This window comes from Cytobacillus sp. QJM3NY_8, from assembly GCF_056173585.1.
Genome location: NZ_CM149681.1, coordinates 813,644 through 830,214, shown reverse-complemented (window position 1 = coordinate 830,214; position 16,571 = coordinate 813,644). Strand labels below are relative to the sequence as shown.

General features: G+C 43.6%; 17 protein-coding genes. 6 read left to right on the top strand and 11 right to left on the bottom strand.

Translation table 11 applies throughout. From position 1 onward, the window contains the following. Positions 1-44: 44 nt before the first annotated feature. From vanY to AC0VZ9_RS04465, 6 genes are all read right to left on the bottom strand, one after another. On the bottom strand, positions 45-923 hold the full coding sequence (gene vanY, locus AC0VZ9_RS04490) for a VanY-A/VanY-F/VanY-M family D-Ala-D-Ala carboxypeptidase (protein ID WP_019379408.1): 879 nt from the start codon (positions 921-923) through the stop codon (positions 45-47). 89 nt (positions 924-1,012) lie between these two features. Continuing rightward, a complete protein-coding gene (locus AC0VZ9_RS04485; protein WP_475397053.1) occupies positions 1,013-2,143 on the bottom strand; it encodes a sensor histidine kinase in 1,131 nt (376 codons plus the stop codon). After that, positions 2,136-2,831 (bottom strand): vancomycin resistance response regulator transcription factor, VanR-F/VanR-M family, encoded by a 696-nt coding sequence (gene vanR / locus AC0VZ9_RS04480; protein WP_251263905.1) that lies wholly within the window; start codon positions 2,829-2,831, stop codon positions 2,136-2,138. The genes AC0VZ9_RS04485 and vanR overlap by 8 nt, the downstream gene beginning before the upstream one ends. Positions 2,832-2,938: 107 nt before the next feature. Continuing rightward, the gene (locus AC0VZ9_RS04475; protein WP_251263906.1) at positions 2,939-3,367 is read right to left on the bottom strand and encodes a DUF4181 domain-containing protein; all 429 of its coding nucleotides are present in this window, start codon (positions 3,365-3,367) and stop codon (positions 2,939-2,941) included. Positions 3,368-3,523: 156 nt separating this feature from the next. Continuing rightward, the gene (locus tag AC0VZ9_RS04470; protein ID WP_251263907.1) at positions 3,524-4,021 is read right to left on the bottom strand and encodes a methylated-DNA--[protein]-cysteine S-methyltransferase; all 498 of its coding nucleotides are present in this window, start codon (positions 4,019-4,021) and stop codon (positions 3,524-3,526) included. After that, on the bottom strand, positions 4,011-4,586 hold the full coding sequence (locus AC0VZ9_RS04465; RefSeq protein WP_251174052.1) for a bifunctional transcriptional activator/DNA repair enzyme AdaA: 576 nt from the start codon (positions 4,584-4,586) through the stop codon (positions 4,011-4,013). Before AC0VZ9_RS04465 ends, AC0VZ9_RS04470 begins: the two co-directional genes overlap by 11 nt. 119 nt (positions 4,587-4,705) lie before the next feature. On the opposite strand from AC0VZ9_RS04465, the gene AC0VZ9_RS04460 reads away from it, so the two are divergent. Further along, the gene (locus AC0VZ9_RS04460; RefSeq protein WP_071158043.1) at positions 4,706-5,626 is read left to right on the top strand and encodes a DNA-3-methyladenine glycosylase 2; all 921 of its coding nucleotides are present in this window, start codon (positions 4,706-4,708) and stop codon (positions 5,624-5,626) included. A gap of 127 nt (positions 5,627-5,753) precedes the next feature. Here AC0VZ9_RS04460 and AC0VZ9_RS04455 read toward each other — a convergent pair whose 3' ends face one another. Next, positions 5,754-5,948 carry a hypothetical protein gene (locus tag AC0VZ9_RS04455; protein WP_071158045.1) on the bottom strand — a complete coding sequence of 65 codons (195 nt, stop codon included), beginning with the start codon at positions 5,946-5,948 and terminating at the stop codon, positions 5,754-5,756. A gap of 88 nt (positions 5,949-6,036) precedes the next feature. Continuing rightward, a complete protein-coding gene (locus tag AC0VZ9_RS04450; RefSeq protein ID WP_009335169.1) occupies positions 6,037-6,645 on the bottom strand; it encodes a YitT family protein in 609 nt (202 codons plus the stop codon). A gap of 78 nt (positions 6,646-6,723) precedes the next feature. Between AC0VZ9_RS04450 and AC0VZ9_RS04445 the strand changes: the two genes are divergently transcribed. Further along, positions 6,724-7,233 carry a GNAT family N-acetyltransferase gene (locus AC0VZ9_RS04445; protein ID WP_019379416.1) on the top strand — a complete coding sequence of 170 codons (510 nt, stop codon included), beginning with the start codon at positions 6,724-6,726 and terminating at the stop codon, positions 7,231-7,233. 75 nt (positions 7,234-7,308) lie between these two features. On the opposite strand, the gene AC0VZ9_RS04440 is transcribed toward AC0VZ9_RS04445, so the two are convergent. Together AC0VZ9_RS04440 and AC0VZ9_RS04435 are read right to left on the bottom strand one after the other, a co-directional pair. Next, positions 7,309-9,198, bottom strand: a complete 1,890-nt coding sequence (locus AC0VZ9_RS04440; RefSeq protein ID WP_009335172.1) for a Xaa-Pro dipeptidyl-peptidase — start codon at positions 9,196-9,198, stop codon at positions 7,309-7,311. Between the two features lie 272 nt (positions 9,199-9,470). Next, a complete protein-coding gene (locus tag AC0VZ9_RS04435) occupies positions 9,471-10,733 on the bottom strand; it encodes a YeeE/YedE family protein (RefSeq protein ID WP_252245950.1) in 1,263 nt (420 codons plus the stop codon). 169 nt (positions 10,734-10,902) lie between these two features. On the opposite strand from AC0VZ9_RS04435, the gene AC0VZ9_RS04430 reads away from it, so the two are divergent. After that, positions 10,903-12,330: a polysaccharide deacetylase family protein gene (locus AC0VZ9_RS04430; RefSeq protein ID WP_475397052.1), complete on the top strand. Its 1,428-nt coding sequence runs from the start codon at positions 10,903-10,905 to the stop codon at positions 12,328-12,330. A gap of 38 nt (positions 12,331-12,368) precedes the next feature. On the opposite strand, the gene AC0VZ9_RS04425 is transcribed toward AC0VZ9_RS04430, so the two are convergent. Further along, the gene (locus tag AC0VZ9_RS04425; RefSeq protein ID WP_009335178.1) at positions 12,369-12,851 is read right to left on the bottom strand and encodes a GNAT family N-acetyltransferase; all 483 of its coding nucleotides are present in this window, start codon (positions 12,849-12,851) and stop codon (positions 12,369-12,371) included. A 184-nt stretch (positions 12,852-13,035) separates the two neighbouring features. Between AC0VZ9_RS04425 and AC0VZ9_RS04420 the strand changes: the two genes are divergently transcribed. The 3 genes from AC0VZ9_RS04420 to AC0VZ9_RS04410 are packed head-to-tail and all read left to right on the top strand — an operon-like array spanning position 13,036 to position 16,508. After that, positions 13,036-14,370: a spore germination protein gene (locus AC0VZ9_RS04420; RefSeq protein WP_019379419.1), complete on the top strand. Its 1,335-nt coding sequence runs from the start codon at positions 13,036-13,038 to the stop codon at positions 14,368-14,370. After that, positions 14,360-15,439, top strand: coding sequence for a GerAB/ArcD/ProY family transporter (locus AC0VZ9_RS04415; protein WP_019379420.1), 1,080 nt, complete (start codon positions 14,360-14,362; stop codon positions 15,437-15,439). The genes AC0VZ9_RS04420 and AC0VZ9_RS04415 overlap by 11 nt, the downstream gene beginning before the upstream one ends. Next, entirely contained in the window at positions 15,426-16,508 is a 1,083-nt protein-coding gene (locus AC0VZ9_RS04410; RefSeq protein ID WP_192908214.1) for a Ger(x)C family spore germination protein, read from the top strand. Before AC0VZ9_RS04415 ends, AC0VZ9_RS04410 begins: the two co-directional genes overlap by 14 nt. The last annotated feature ends 63 nt before the right edge of the window (positions 16,509-16,571 follow it).

The following is a 16,571-nucleotide window of genomic DNA, read 5'->3' as shown; positions in this document are numbered from 1 at the left end:
TCTCGCACCCCTGTCGGCAACTGCTCCGAATCAGACATTAATTTTCATTCTTTCACGGTCACTATGACTCCATCCATATTGTTTCCTGAAATTTCAACATGACTATGAGCCGGTACGTTAATCGTCTTGCTTTGAGAAATTGGATAATAGGCAATATTGTATTTTTCGCCATTCATACTCATGGAAATGTGTGTTTCTTTCTTTAGGTAATCCAAATATTCTTCTAAAGCAAAATTCTTTTCCTTCATAATTGCACTATGCGGAAAACCAACATAGCGAATATGCCAAGGTTCATATTGAATTCCTGTTACATCCGTTTTATCCTTTGGATAGCGTAAAATAAACCCGTATTTCCAGGCGTTTTGTTCGATCCACTTTCCTTCGGGTGCTTCAGCCATTCTCATTTGAGTGGAGCCTACGTCAAGCGATAGACCCAGATTATGTTCGCTATAGCCGGCTGGCAAGGCATAGTCAGAACCCATTTCCTGATAAAGTGCATTCTGCTCGTCAAAGTCCCGAAATCCACTCGTAATAGAGAAATTGCGAACTTCTTCTTCTTCTGCAGCAGCCATCATCTCTGAAAATCTGTGTGCTATATCCTCTGATAAATAAATTTCACTGCCCAGCAATCCGTAACCCTGTGTCAATTCACCGTGAGCAGACAGATTGATGATATCCGATTTAACACTTTCCGGCTGTACCGGATAGCTGCTGTTGACCAAAAGCAGATTTCCCAAATAGATTTGATCTTCTGTTATCTCTTTTTTTGAGCTGTTACTTTCAGTCCTCTCATCTTCTTCCTGATCAGGTTCATATTGATTATATTGTTGTATCTCTATTTTTGGCTCAAAAAGAGAATCCATATTTATATAAGATAATCCCAAGCACAAAACTAGCAGCAATAAAAATCCCCACTTCTTCATTTTCAGTTTCCTCCTAAATCTTATTTGATTAAAAGAATAGGAAAAACTATTAAAATAAAGAGTAGGGAAAAGATTAAATTTTTCTTAAATCATGTAATGGAAGTTACTAGTTCTTTCGTATCCAGTTCATTGTCTTTTGGTAAACGGACTTCAAAAACGGTCTGAATGACGCTGCTCTCAGCCGCAATCGATCCATCATGCTGTTCCACAATATTTTTCGCAATGAACAATCCAAGACCTGTGCTATCTTCTTGATGAGTTCGCGCTTTGTCACCGGTATAGAACATATCAAATAGATAAGGCAGTTCATTCGAAGGAATGCTATCTCCATAATTCACAATTTGGACGACTACTTCCTCCGCCTCTATATACCCGTTAATATCAACATACTGTCCTTCATACCCATAGCGGATTGCATTCGTCATAAGATTTTCAAAAACGCGTGCGATCAAATCTCCATCACCAAAAATCGGCAAGTGGGGCTCACTATTCATCCGTGCAATCAAATGATTTTTTTCGAATACAGGGTACAATTCTTCCTTTAATTGATTAAGCAGATCTGTTAAATTGATTCTCTTTTTTTCTAGAGGCAGCATTCCATAGTTCATCCTGGTAATCTCGAATAATTCATCAATCAGCCTTTCTAATCGTTGAGATTTAGTAAAGGCAATGGTTAAGAAATGTCTGACTTGTTCTTTTGTCAGGCTTTCATCCTTAAGGATCAAATCCAAATATCCTAAAACGGATGTAAGAGGGGTCCGCAAATCATGAGCTAAATTAACAACCAATTGATCCTTGCTGCTTTCCGAAAAGTCCCCCCGCTGAATTGCTTCCTGCAATTTTTCACTTGCCAAATTAATGTCCAGCGCAATATCCCTGAATTCATCATTTGACTGGATATGCACCTTGTGTTGAAAATCACCCCGAGCAAGATAACGAATGCCGCTGGAAATCTCATTAAAATAAGCAGAATAGGGCTTCGTAAGGAAAAAGAAAAAAAGGAAAGATAGTAAAATGAATAAGATGAAAAAAAGATTAAAATCCCCGAATCTCCCCAAAAAGATGCGGAACTGAGCCATAGGATCCTCATACTGCACCATCGTGTGATAATAGTATTGCAGTCCTTTGAAGATTAGATAAGTTACGAGCCCTGAGAGGAGCATACTCAAACCGAATAACAGCACCATTTTTGATCGAAAACTGCGCATTATTTTACCCATTGAAGGTATACCCTACTCCCCATACAGTCTTGATCCATTTGTCTTTTCGTTTGTCTTCCTCAAGCTTTTTTCGAAGCGTCCGTATATGGACCATAACGGTATTTCCGCCTTCAAAATAGGCTTCGCCCCACACCTGCTGAAAGATATTTTCCACATTAAACACCTTCTTTGGATGGCTCGCCAGTAAATACAGAATATCAAATTCTTTCGGTGTCAGGTCGATGGTTTTTCCATAAAGAGTGACTGTACGCTGATCAGGAGTAATCACTAATCCGCCATATTCCAGGCTGGTTTTAATATCTGCTTTGGGCTGATTCAGCTTCATAAAACGCCGGAGCTGGGCATTTACACGAGCAACCAATTCTATGGGGATGAATGGTTTCGTCATATAATCATCTGCTCCAATCACCAGGCCCTGCACTTTATCAAAATCAGATGTTTTCGCACTCAAAAATATGATCGGCATATTATGCTGTTCGCGAATGCGGCGGGTTACTTCATATCCATCCATCTTCGGCATCATAATATCCAAAACCAGCAAATCAATCGACTGAGTCTCAACAATACGTACGGCCTCTTGTCCATCCGATGCTTTAATAACATGGTACCCTTCTTTTTCTAAATGAATGGCAATCAGATCAGCAATCTCCTCCTCATCGTCCGCAATCAATATCGAAATATCTCTCATCATTCCACTCCTAAATAAAGTTAACCAAAAGCAATAGATTAGGTCTTATTCATTTTCTATTATTTCCTATTCTTTTTCAAAAATTTGCTGACGCCTGTTTAGCAGCTCTACAGCATCCAGAAAAAGTCAGTCTTAATAACAATGAATAACAAAAATAAAACAAAGGCCAGGTGGAAAATCGTTACAAGATAAGCCTTGCGATTTTCTGCATATTTCCACTCCATAAAAGCTCGGGCCGTTTCGGAAAGAACAATAAAAACAATCAGCAGAACCGCTGGCTCCAAATACCATATAAATTCCATCGGGTACCGCTTCATGTTAATAACATATCCGGTCAAGAGGGTAACTAAAAAACCAATCCGAATGGTCCAATCCACCTTTTTATGTTTATCATTGATATGGTTATAAGAAAAAAATTTCTTCTTCTCCACTTTCAGCCATTTTCTTAAACCCAATTCGAAAGAATAGATTAATACTCCAACAATCGTTATTAAAAGTAAAAGCTTTGGCCAGAACATGGGATCAATTACATACATCTTTTTCTCCTCCTCTGCCTTTACGCGTACGCTGCGTTCACTTACCTTTTTCTACGGTTACTGGAGGAAAAAGTTCCCTTTACTGTCATTGCAGAATCCAATTAAACGCCCAAGCTGGTTAAAGCAAATTAAAAATAGCCGAAGAGGACCATCTCTTCAGCCTTGTTCCTCCAATTCAAGTAAATGATGCTTCATTTCTATGCCCCCGCGATAGCCGGTTATCGCACCATTTTTACCAATGACACGATGGCATGGGACCGCGATTAACAGCGGATTGGCACCGATTGCTTTCCCTGCTGCCCGGACTGCCTGCGGCCTGTTTATTTTCTCTGCGATGTCCGAATAGGAGACAGTTTTACCGTAAGGAATCTGAGTTAATGCCTCCCAGACTTCCTCTTGAAACGGAGTGCCTTTCACATCCAGGTCCATTGAAAAAATTTGTCTTTTCCCGAGAAGAAATTCCTGTAATTCCATCATGTATGGCTGCAGTGCTGCTTTATTTTCTACAAGCACTGCAGCTGGAATATATTTTTTCAGTGACCTTTCAAAATCCTTAAACTCCGGGTCAGAGCCTATATAGCAGAGACCTTTTTCTGTTCTAGCGAGATACAGGCTCCACTCACCTTCCTGCATGTTCGCCCATTCAATGTTCATTCTTCCGCTCCTCCCTTGTTTTGTTTCGATATGCTGCAGGTGTTGTGCCCAGCTTCTTTTTAAATAAAGAGATAAAATAAGGGGTGCTGGGGAATCCTGCTGATGCACCGACATCGGCTATCGATTGCTCACCTGCCTCCAGCATATGAACGGCTTTTTCAAGCCGGATATCCTGAATATACTCTGTGGGCGACTTCCCGGTGACCCGTTTGAACACCCTCTGCAGATGATATGGACTACCATGAAACAGGTCCCCCAATTGATGCAATGTAATCGGGGCGCAATAATGCTGATCGATCCACACAATTATTTGCTTAATCCATTCTTCTGCAGGCAGGCTGAGCCCTTCCGGTTTGCAGCGCTTGCACGGTCTGAAATTTTCCGCCAGTGCTTGAGCGGCATTTTGAAAAATAGCGACATTGCCGATATTCGGAACTCTCGACCGGCACGATGGCCTGCAGAATATCCCTGTCGTTTTAACACCATAAAGAAAAAGATCATCATAGGATTTGTCGCAATCCTTTATCGCGTTCCAATATTCTTCCGGAATCTGTTCATAAGCCACCTGCGCTCACCTCTGCTAAAAAGTATACACAAAAAATGTTCATCATCAGCGATTTCCTAAATATAAACGCAAGATAACGTAATCCTGAGGATTTACAATAAAGAAAAGGAGGAATCCAAATGAGCTCTCATACTGTTAATTGGAAAGAGGATGAAAATGGCCTGGTCCTTTTCACTCCGCATGAATTCAGCTTTTCCGAAAACCTGCGATACTTATCAAGATCGGCAAACGAATGCCTTTATGAGATTTCCGGCGAGACCATTAGACGTGCCCTTTCCTTTGGGAAGGATAAGCTGCTGCTTGAAATAAGTGGTGAGTCAGATCAGTTCCTATCCGTCAGTATTCATAAGCCTGTCACGCATCAATTGAAAGCAGAAATTGCGGCATATGTTCATGATTGGTTCGACCTTGGAGCAAATCTGAACCCATTTTATGAGATGGCACAAACAGATCCCTTGCTGCAAAAGCCCGCGGAGCAATTTTTCGGGCTCAGAGTGATGGGAATTCCCGACTTATTCGAGGCTCTTGCGTGGGGAATCCTGGGGCAGCAGATCAACCTTACATACGCATATACACTAAAACGGCGGCTCGTTGAAAAATATGGGGAGTGCCTGGAATACGGCGGGAGCAGATACTGGCTCTTTCCCGCAGCGAAAACGATTGCCGGGTTAACCATCGAAGATCTGGCCGACTTAAAAATGACCGTTAAAAAATGCGAATATCTCATTGATGTGGCAAGCTTAATTGCAAATGGCAAGCTTTCAAAAGAGGACTTGCTGAAAGAGGGAAATGTAAAAGCTGCAGAAAAAAAGCTAACGAGAATACGCGGGATCGGCCCATGGACCGCCCATTATGTCCTCATGCGGTGCCTGCGCTTCCCGAATGCTTTTCCAATCGATGATGTCGGCCTTCATAACGCAATCAAAGGGATCACAGGCTCTGAAAGAAAACCGGCCAAATCGGAAATCTTGAATTATTCGGCTGCATGGAAGAATTGGGAAGCGTATGCTACTTTTTATTTGTGGAGAGTATTATATTAAATTATTTTCACCATGACATCTTTGAAAAGCTAATGTGGAGCGGAGTGGCCGATAAAATGAAAATCCGTCCAATATCCATAACATCTTGGCCGATAGATCTGGTAGAGGACAGGTTCCCCTGTCCTTTCTATGTCAGAAAAAAATATAGTGGTGTCATCACAAGAAATAAAGCCTGAAAAAAGCATCCGCCGGCACAGCCAAGACAGCCCTCATCCGCCAGCTGCTCCCCTGCTTCATACGTATTCTCGCCTACATCCCAGCCATTATCCTCTTCTTCATTATTCTTCTTGCTATTCTCCTTATCTTCTTGCAGCTGAATCATTGTATCCCCGCTTTCCTGTTATTAACCTGGAATAGTAGTAAATTATTTTTTTTCCATTAAAAAGAAAAGGCCTGCACGGCCCTTTCTTTTAGTAATGAATTTTATATTTCTCCGCAAGGATTTTTATATCAACCTTGTAAATAAGATCAATCATCCGCGTCCCAATCATCTGGCAGATCACCGCATAAACAATAACCTTCCAGTCCACGACAACCCCTGTAAGCAAAAGCAGACTGCCATTTATGTAAAATAACGTCCGTCCCGGCGCACTTCCCCTTGCTTTGGAAATGATTAACGCGAGGATATCCATGCCTCCTGACGAAGCGCCCATCCGGAATAAAATGCCGACTCCTGCTCCAAAGACTACCGCTCCAAGCAAAAGATCCAGGAGAACCGGATTCAGCGGTTCCGTTATGTATGGTGTCAGAGAATCAATCGTAACCGAAGTAACCGAAACACAAAACAGCGTCCAAATCACACTGCTTTTCCCGAGCCATTTGGCCGCTGCCAGCAGCAGGCCCGCATTCAAAACCCACAATGTCACCGAATAGGGCGTGTCCAATAGATAATTGAATAAAACCGCCAGACTTGCCGCACCGCCGGACGGGATAAAATGCGGAAACAAGAAAAAGGTCATCGCGATCCCCTGGATGCTGGCGGCCATTCCCAAAATCAAAGATTTATAGAGTACATGCATGACAAAAACTCCTAACGTTTTTCCTTACTCTATCTTATAATATTTTCATAGAAGAGAAAACCGCACGAGGTGAATAGAATGACCATTCCTTTTGAAACGGATCGGCTCCTGCTCCGGACCATGCAGGCCGATGACCTGGATGCAGTTTATGAGATTTGGGGCAGCCCGGAGGTAATGAAATACTGCGGCGGCGCCAGCACAAAAAGCCAAATCCAGCGCTCCATCAAATTTTACCGGCGGCTGCAGAATGAAAAAGGCTACTCTGTTTATACTGTTTTGCTAAAAGAAAACTCCTCCATCATCGGGGTTTGCGGGTTTAATCCGGCAGAAAATGAACACGAAGCCGAGCTCCTCTATCATTTTAATCAGCTTTGCTGGGGAAAGGGATATGCAGCTGAAGCTGCCGCTGCATGCGTGGCCGCTTTAAGGAAAAATGGCCCGAACGTCCGGAAAATAATCGCGGCTGTGGATCCGGCCAACCCTGCATCCGGAAAAGTGCTCAGGAAAATCGGCATGACTGCGGCCGGAATGAAATGGTTTGAAGATACACAGCAGGAAGAACTTTGTTATGAAATGGAACTTGCGTAAACAATTATCCTTCTTATTTTGCTGAGAAAAAAAAAACGAGTCTGCTCTTGCTGCAGACCCGCCTCTTCTATTCTATTAAAATCCAACTGCCTTTTTTCCGCCCACAACAGGCAGGCTGATATAACTTTGCCCAAGCTTTACTTCAAACGTGGCCCCTGTTGTTGATGGAATCGTACGTCTTCGATCGCTTCCAGCGATAATGATGCCGATTCGGTGACCTTCCTTAAATACGTAGTCTTCAGGCAATACATCCCATTCAAACTTATAGCTCTTGCCTACTTTTAAAGGGTCATCCTTCTCAATCGTTTTCCAGTTCTGCGGATCAAACCATCCTCTTGTCACGACTTCATATGGTGCTGTGTGAGTGGTTTTTTCTGTTTCTTTGTAACATCCATCATCTGTTGAAATACTTTCTCCCCAACAGCTTTCTGTATTCAGAGTTCGGACTCCCTCTCCCGGGCCTTCATGATGAATGCGGGTATCCTCTCCATAATCGACAATGAGAACTGTCAAATTAGAGTCTTCTTTATTGACCTTTGCCCGAAGTGAAATTTCAGGTATGCCGCTCAAACGGACATCTTCTTCAAGCTGTGGAGATAAAAATGCCAGGCGGTCGCTTTTGACAGCCGTTTCATTGGTTACCATCTGCTGCTCGGTTTGTGTTGGGTTATCTGTAAAGGATTGCTGAAAATTCCCCTTTACAGGCCCTGTGGTCAGCATGCCATTTGTCTGATCATTCTCGCCTGGCGCTAATCGTATTTTAACATTTGCCGCATTTTGATCCGGCCATGAGGACTGGGTTTCCCAATTATCCGCACCTCTTTCAATATCAACGGCAGGCTCGTCCATAATGCCATTCTCGATATCCATCAGCCAGTAGTCGAACCAGCGATGCAGTGTATCAACCCACTCTGCTCTGCGGAAGTCAAATGGATCGACATGGCCAGTTTGGGTGAGCCAAAGTTTTCTCGGAACCTCTTCTTTGGATAGGGCTAACCACCAATCCGCGAGGTGATTCATTTTCACATTGAAATCATTTAATCCATGGACAGCAAACACACTTGCTTTTACATTTTTTACGTCCTTAACGTAATTTCTTTCATCCCAGAACTCATTATAATCTCCTGATGGATCATCCGCTTCCGCATTCAAGCGATCGAACACGGGCTTACAGACATCTTTGCGGGAGCTGCTGGCAACTCTGCTGGCCAAGCCTCCTGGTCCGTTGTTGTAATATGTAAGTCCCTCATAGCGGTAATAATTGTACCAGCTGCTAATGGCTCCAATTGGAACAATTGTCTTTAAGCCTTCTACGCCTGTAGCCGCTACCCCATTAGCCAGCGTGCCATCATAGGACTTTCCGATCATTCCGACATTCCCGGTTGTCCAGTCTGCTTTCACTTCATTATTATCTTGATCCCAAGCTTTTGCCCTGCCATTCATCCAGTCAATCACGACCCGGATGCTTTCAATTTCCTCATATCCGCCTGTTGTCGGGCAGCCATCCGAATTGTTCGTTCCAACCATCTCTGGCAAAGCGACTGCATACCCTCTTGGAACAAAATAATTATCATAAAATAGAGGAAACTTCTCATTAATGCCATCCTTGTCCCGGTCTTTCACTTCACTTTCATTTCCACGCCCCATGCTTTCATAATATGGACTCGCATCCATGATTACGGGAACCTTCAGGCCTTCTTCTGTTTCCTTCGGACGGATGATATCCACAGCAATCCTATCTGCTTTTCCGTTTTCATCCGAATCAAGTGTGGATTCGACATACACAGTCTCACGAATCGCCTCCTCATATGAATAGATTGGCTGAGACTTTACATCCTCAATTTGTGCTGTCTGTACCGGTTTTTCTTTCGCTGCTGCATTTCCGGGTGTGTAGGCAAGTGATGATAGAGTCATAGAAATGACAGCTAACACAGCTGCAGGTCTGAGAAGTTTTTTCTTTTTCATATAATCCCTCCTCTACTATTTGCCACTCATTATATTTCGAGTATGGAAATATTAATAGATTACTTTTTCCTAAAATTCAATATTTTTCAAAAAATGTTACTCGGTTACTAATAGTAGGAAAGTCTGGGGAATAGCGGGATTCCTATCAACGGAACGGTAAAAGACTAGTCGGGGATTTCCAGGTGCAGCTGGAGAGTAATCATTTATGGCAGCAGAAACTAATTACTTTGCAAAAAAAAAACTGGCACTCATTGAGAGTGCCAGGCTTTCCATTAACAAACCGAATCAGTAGATTTCGGGTTCTTCAATCCAAACAGTGGACGGATGAACAGCGCCACGCCCGTTCCAAGCATGGCCATGATGGCCCATACCCAGCCGTGCAGGCTGAAAGATGCGATTCCGCCGAAGTAAGCGCCGATGTTGCAGCCGAATGCAAGGCGGGAACCATATCCCATCAGCAGTCCGCCGACAATCGCAGCACCGGCAACACCAGGCTTGATTTTCCCAGGCTTGAACGTTCCCTGTAATGCCGCTGAAATAAAGGCACCCAGGATGATGCCGAAGTTCATAACGCTTGTAGAATCAGCAAGAACGGTATTTTTTAATGCGGCTAAGTTCGGTTCAGTCGCAAAATAACCCCATGATGTTACGTCAATGCCCATTGCCATCAATGTTTTACCGCCCCATAATGCGAATGCGGATGTGATGCCCCAAGGCGTTCCGCGCACAGTCAGAGTCAGTGCATTCAGCAATGCCAACACAATCGCTGCTGCAAACAATGGCCAGGATCCTCTCAGGATTTTTTTCCATCCGGCTGTTGTAGGCAAAGCTTTCATCATTGGTGCTTTTCGCTTTTTCGCGATTTGCAGAGTTACCCAATAGATTAATGCAAATAGAGCAAGCTGCAGAACCAATGCTCCGCCGTAGCCGAGTCCCGTAGATGTAGCCAGGGAGATTGGCGGCAATGCCGGTGTTTCTTCCATCCAGAATGAGAAGTGGTACGCCCCGATCGTGGAACCAGCGATGAAAGAAATCAGTGTCAGAATCATCGAGGATTGTCCTCCGCCTACCGAATACAAAGTACCGGACGCACAGCCATTCCCAAGCTGCATCCCGATCCCAAAAATAAATGAACCAAACAGGACGCTAACTCCTACAGGAGACACATATCCTTTAGGCTCGATTCCTGTAAAACTAAAGCCAGTGCTTAAAATAACCGCAAATAGGGCTGAAGCAACTGCCAGCATCAGCATATGCGCCTGCAGCCCCTGCCCGTTTCCGACGCTTGCGAAGCGCCTGAATGCAGATGTGAAGCCGAAGCGGGCATGAAGCAAGGTCATGCCGAGTGCAATTCCAATAATAAATAGAACTCCCTGTGTCATGTTCGCTGCATTTATAATGGAAATGAACAAAATGATAGCTGCAAGAACGCCAGCTGCAACAAAAGGCTTTTGAATTGGATTTAAGTTTGAAACAACTGTTGTTGGTGCTGAAACCCATGATTTGCTTTTAACTTCTACTTGAGCCAACCTCATTCACTCCTTTTCTTATCTTTTTAGTCGGATTAAAGTGTTATTTTATACTATATTTTTTTAAAAGTAAATGGTGAATTTTTCACAAGACCGATGATTTTCCCTTTTTCACCTGATATAATTATATATTTGGAGAGTCATAATTTTACAGACAGGAAAGGAAAGGATATCATTGCTTAAGCGGTTAAAATGGCCATCATGGGCATTATTTTGCATCTTCATTGCAGGCATCTATTATTTCATCAGCTCTGGAGCTGACACCAGCCTGCAGGCTTTTTCCAGAACAGAAACCACTTCCCCGGCAGCTTTCCCCGGATTAAACCTTGAAACCCGGACAAAGGAAACGAAATCTTATACCCTTGCGATCAGTACTCCGATCACTGAAATTGAAAATTTGAACAAACCCATGAAAGAATGGATTCAGGCGCAGGAAATGGAATTCCTGGAACTTGTGAAGGCAAACCGGCAGGTGCTGGACAGTGAAGAATTCCGTGCCCATCTTAATATCAAGGCGGAGCCGAAAAAAGTCTCCGATACCATGTACACCCTAGTATTTGTAGCCTACCAGTACACAGGCGGCGCAAATGGGCAGGCTGCGGTCAAAACGTTCACTATCGACCTTGCGAATCAGAAAATGGTACATCTTGCCGATGTGATTCGTATGGATGAGGAGTCCCTGGCGACTCTCAGGCCGTTGATAAAAAAACAAATCGGCGAGAAAGAAGAACTCCAGGACTATCTGTTTGAGGACCTGCTTGACGAAGCGCTGGAAAATCCGTCGAGCTGGAAATGGGCACTGAGCGGCAAGAATTTCACCCTTTATTTTAACGAATATGAAATTGCGGCCGGTGCAGCCGGAGCGGTCAAAGTGAAAATTCCAATCGAACAGATCCGTCCCCTCTTAAAGGATGAAATCGCCCAGCACTTGAAGCTTCCTGACATTCAGCTTCCTGAACCGGAAGTCAAGGAACCAGAAGCGGCTCCGCTGGATCCAAACGGCAAGTATATTGCCCTTACCTTTGATGATGGGCCACACCCGAAAGTCACACCGCTTATTCTGGATATTCTAAAAAAACATAACGCAAAGGCTACCTTTTATATGCTTGGCAGCCAGGCACAATTCTATCCTGCCCTCGCAAGCCAAGTGGCTGAAGAAGGTCATGAAATCGGAAATCACAGTGACAGCCATGCGGACCTTTCATCCCTCGGTGAAATCGAAATCCGCAAAGAAATGGAAGAAGCCAGCACCAAAATCAAAGAAGCAAGCGGCCAGCTTCCAGCAACCGTCCGCCCGCCTTATGGGGCCATGAATGAAGATGTGAAAAAAATTGCCGGAATGGCCCATACACCGCTTATTCTATGGTCGGTCGATTCACTGGACTGGAAAACACTTAATGCCGCGGCTATTCAAAAAATCGTGAAGGCCAATGCAGTGCCAGGCGCAATCGTTTTGATGCACGATATCCATAAGCCAACTGCTGAAGCACTTCCAGACCTGCTGACCTATCTTGAAAAAGAAGGCTACGAATTCATTACCGTCTCCCAGCTTCTCTCCTTGCAGGAGCAGGAAGTGACCGGTACGTTCTTTGGAAAACGGTAATAATCATTCAACAAGACGCTCAGGAAACTCCTGGGCGTTTAGTTTTTGTCGTTCCTGCTCGAAGATGCGCCAGTATCCTTTTCATATAACTTAATGGAATCCCCGCTCGCCCCGTACACCTCTCCGCTATGTGTCCAGCCGTATTTTTCATAATACCCTTGCAAATCCGTCTGGAGATGGAGCTTCTTAAATCCAAGCTTCGCCGCTTCTTCAATAGCATGATCAAGCAGCCGGGCGCCAAGCTTCTTTCCCCTGCTGCTGGGATCAACGTACAGACATGCCAGCCACGGATGCAAATCCTGCCGGCTATTGAGGTCATTGCGGATTAACGCATACGTGCCTATGATTTCTTCATTCTCGATCCCAACATAAAACCTCGGGATGCCGTCCCCCGATTTCCCTGAATGGATCATGCAATCCTCATAAAAGCGGAAGTTTTGCTCATTCCCCCACTGTTCCCAGAAAAATTGGACTGCGCCCTCAACCAAATGCGGATGTTCGTGAACTGCGATAATTTTCATTTAACTTCCCCCCCACATTAACTATTCCTCTCGAGTTTTGATAATTCCTGGCTGAACTCTTGTTCAAAGACGAAAGATACCTCTTTAGCCGAGGTTTAAAACACCAGATAAAGTTTATAGGAATAAAATTTTCCAGCAAGCGAAACTTAATAATATTTATGTCTTTATAAAGGGGTAACCCGCAATGGATCGATTTGTTATTGAAATAAAAGCAGAGCTTGGAAACAATGGCGATTTTCATCTTCAAAGGGACTATCTTGCGGATGCTGCCGTGATGCTGATGGGATTTAATACACTCATTGATTTTATCAAAACGAGAACGGTGCTTCACAAGCATGCGGAGAGCATCCTTTCGCAGAATCAGCCTTCTGAGGATTTATGGCGGGCCATAGGGGAAGTGATTGAAGGCGATGTCCGGAAAGCCATTTCATCCATATATGAAGGCAAACTGATTATCCATTTTGAAAACACCTCCCGTTTTATCATTATGGAGCCTGTACCTGCTATGCTCGATCGTTCGATTGATACGCCAACAAATGAAAATGTTATTAAAGGAGCATTGGATTCGTTTACAGAAGGTATTGATGCCAATATCGGCATCGTCCGAAAACTGGTGAACTCGGAGGAAATTAGAATCGATTCTTTTTCGGCTGGACACAGCCGCAAAAACAAACTTTCCTTGCTTTATATAGACGGCCAAGCGGATATGGATCTAGTTAATAGCATACGTGATAATATTAAAAAAAATATCCAAATGGAAGCATGTGATCTTCAGGGGCTGGCTAAAATGCTGGGGTTTCCATCATGGAATGCTATATCAAAGTTTAATACGACCGAGCTGCCCCATCATGCGGTTCAGAATCTGAGAAAGGGAAAAGTGGTTCTATTCGTGGATCGCTTGCCTTTTGCGCTCATTCTTCCAAGTCTGTTCTGGGATATGTTTGCTATTGAAAATGACCGGAATTTTCCCCTGCCCCTCATGTTAGCCATTCGGTTAATTAGAATCATCGGCATTTTAATCACGCTGATAACACCAGGGCTGTATGTGGCTCTGGTTTCCGTAAACCCTGAAGTCTTGCAGCTCCAGCTTGCTTTATCAGTTGCCCAAAGCCGTGAAGGAGTTCCCTACCCGGCATTGGTGGAAATTTTCTTCATGCTGCTTATTCTGGAATTAATCCTGGAAGCCAGTGTAAGGCTGCCTAAATCCATTGGCCCCACCATTACCATGGTCGGGGGAATTATCCTGGGACAGGCTGCCGTGGAAGCGAAATTAGTCAGCAACCTGCTGATCATCATTCTAGCCGCCACTACCATTGCCAACTCAACCATCGTCGGCTTTCAAAATTCTGTTTCCATTCGGCTGTTCAAATATGCCATTGTGGTCCTGGCAGCAATTTTTGGCATTTTAGGACTGGTTGCCGGTTTGGTTTTCGTAGGCGCTTACCTGGCAAGCCTCAATACTTATGGCAAGTCCTATCTCTACTTAAATTTAAAAGGGAATGAGAGCAATGGCGGATAAAAGTTTGCATGTCATGCTGATGTACGTCATCAGTCATTTGGGCCTTATTTTCTTTATGTATCCCGGCAATGTTATTTCAAGCACAGAGCAGGGCCATTGGCTTCCTGTTCTGGTCGGTGTGGTCATTCATTTCATTTTTATTACTATTTATATGAAGGGGCTAAGCTATTTTCCGAAAAAAGACATCATTCGCATCTATGCAGGAATCGGAAAAGGGACAGCTATCCTTTTTATTGCCCCTGTTTTCTTATATTTCTGCATGATTTTATTGATAACACTCCGGGCTTATTCAGAAATTATTACGATTGTCTTTTTATCAAACACACCATTATGGGCCATCATGCTATTATTGATATCCATTTCGACCTATATAGCAGCCAAAGGAGCCGAAACCATTTTTCGCACCGGTCTTCTTCTATCCCTTTTATTTCTTCCCATCATTATCTTTATTTTCTTCACTTCTTTTCAAAACGTGGATTGGAGGTACGTGGTTCCTTTAGATGCAGATTTCGGATTTATTATAAAACGAACATATTTGGAAAGCTTTTTTGCTTTCTCCGGAGGCTTTTTGTTTCTGGGTTTTGTTCAGCCTTATTTCTCCTATAACAGAAAATATATATTATGGGCCGCTGCCTTCCTTATTCCCTTTTTCCTTTTTTCAGTCTATATTCCCGTGCTGACTTTTGGGCAGGCCACCTCAGCCACAACCTTCCTTCCATATGTTGTGGCCGTGGACGCCATCAATATTAATTGGCTGATGTTCGACAGGGTCACGATGTTTTTTCTATTGAGCCTCATCTCCTTTATCATGCTTTACCTTGCCCTTGTGTCCTGGAAGACAATCCGTATCTTAACTCATTACCTTCCTTCCATTAAACCGGTAAAATTGTTGCTAGCCCTATCTGCCGCAGTCTATCTTTCATGTTTCTTCATCCAGGACTGGAAGGATGTCGAGAAATTATTTTGGTGGAATACGTTTCTGAGGTTTTACATTTTGATTGCAGTCCCATTTTCAATCTTTTTCTTTGGACGCCGCATAAAGAGGAAGGGTAAAAATGAAACCAATTAATCTAAAATCTAAAGCCCCTATTACGGTCTGTCTGCTTCTGGCAATGATGACTTTAACCGGCTGCTGGGACATTAGGGATATCAATCACCGGACACTCCCCGTTGTCCTTGGCATTTCTACAGATGAAGATGGCAAATACAAGGTATTCTTGAAAATCGTTGAGCCCATCGAAGATAATTTGGAAGTGAAAGTCGTTACCGGAACTGGAGAAACTATCTCCCACGCCGTCGATGTGATCAGCCGAAACATGGAGACTAGCGTAGACCTGCTTCATGTAAAAGTAATCATGATTGAGCGTAAAACGGCTGAGGAAGGCATGAAGGACATTATTGCCGGTTTCATGAGATCCCGGGAAGTTTCACCCAAAGTGCTAATCGCCATTTGTGACCAGAACATGGATGAGTTTTTTTCAATACTTACAGAATCAAAGGAGCTTCACGGAACCAACATGTTCGATTACTTCGAAAAAAATGCAGGCTGGAATCCGGAAATTGCCCTTACAAGGATATGGGAAGTCTACCGAAGCATTCATTCCTATACACGCGATGTAGCCATCCCCCTGTTAATGACGGGAGAAACGACAACTTACAAGCAAGTTGGCTCTGCTGTTATCAAAAACGGAAAGATGGTAGAGCAGATCAGCAATGACGAAACCCTGCTATTCAATGCATTTAATAATGAAAGCACCCATGGACAAATCGAAGTCCTGGATCACGCAAGTGTCATGATCATCGGCAACTCCATGGACCAGCATATTGAATTGACTGATAAACAGCCGTTTTTGCAGAGCCGAATAAACCTGAAGGTTGTCGTCCTCGAAACACGGGGCAAAACATCCAGTGCCATGATCAAGAAAGAATTAAGCCATCTCCTGTCAGGCCGATTCAGCAGCATGTTAGCCAAACTCCAGGAAAGCGAAGCAGATATTCTGGGCTTGGGACAATTGTATCGCACTAAAATCGATCGAAACGAGCTAAAAAACTGGAGATCCATTTACTATCCAAATTTGAAATCTGATATCCAATTTCAGATAGACATTCAAAATGAAGGGTATTTAAAAACAACCTGATGGGACAGTGAACCTGTCCCTTTTCCGGTTACGCGTTTAATAAGTGTGACAATTAATTGTGCT

Bases quoted from the DNA above. Each gene is read 5' to 3' on its own strand.
- vanY (WP_019379408.1), bottom strand. From the start codon at position 923: ATGAAGAAGTGGGGATTTTTATTGCTGCTAGTTTTGTGCTTGGGATTA.
- AC0VZ9_RS04485 (WP_475397053.1), bottom strand. From the start codon at position 2,143: ATGGGTAAAATAATGCGCAGTTTTCGATCAAAAATGGTGCTGTTATTC.
- vanR (WP_251263905.1), bottom strand. From the start codon at position 2,831: ATGAGAGATATTTCGATATTGATTGCGGACGATGAGGAGGAGATTGCT.
- AC0VZ9_RS04475 (WP_251263906.1), bottom strand. From the start codon at position 3,367: ATGTATGTAATTGATCCCATGTTCTGGCCAAAGCTTTTACTTTTAATA.
- AC0VZ9_RS04470 (WP_251263907.1), bottom strand. From the start codon at position 4,021: ATGAACATTGAATGGGCGAACATGCAGGAAGGTGAGTGGAGCCTGTAT.
- AC0VZ9_RS04460 (WP_071158043.1), top strand. From the start codon at position 4,706: ATGAGCTCTCATACTGTTAATTGGAAAGAGGATGAAAATGGCCTGGTC.
- AC0VZ9_RS04455 (WP_071158045.1), bottom strand. From the start codon at position 5,948: ATGATTCAGCTGCAAGAAGATAAGGAGAATAGCAAGAAGAATAATGAA.
- AC0VZ9_RS04450 (WP_009335169.1), bottom strand. From the start codon at position 6,645: ATGCATGTACTCTATAAATCTTTGATTTTGGGAATGGCCGCCAGCATC.
- AC0VZ9_RS04445 (WP_019379416.1), top strand. From the start codon at position 6,724: ATGACCATTCCTTTTGAAACGGATCGGCTCCTGCTCCGGACCATGCAG.
- AC0VZ9_RS04440 (WP_009335172.1), bottom strand. From the start codon at position 9,198: ATGAAAAAGAAAAAACTTCTCAGACCTGCAGCTGTGTTAGCTGTCATT.
- AC0VZ9_RS04435 (WP_252245950.1), bottom strand. From the start codon at position 10,733: ATGAGGTTGGCTCAAGTAGAAGTTAAAAGCAAATCATGGGTTTCAGCA.
- AC0VZ9_RS04425 (WP_009335178.1), bottom strand. From the start codon at position 12,851: ATGAAAATTATCGCAGTTCACGAACATCCGCATTTGGTTGAGGGCGCA.
- AC0VZ9_RS04420 (WP_019379419.1), top strand. From the start codon at position 13,036: ATGGATCGATTTGTTATTGAAATAAAAGCAGAGCTTGGAAACAATGGC.
- AC0VZ9_RS04415 (WP_019379420.1), top strand. From the start codon at position 14,360: ATGGCGGATAAAAGTTTGCATGTCATGCTGATGTACGTCATCAGTCAT.
- AC0VZ9_RS04410 (WP_192908214.1), top strand. From the start codon at position 15,426: ATGAAACCAATTAATCTAAAATCTAAAGCCCCTATTACGGTCTGTCTG.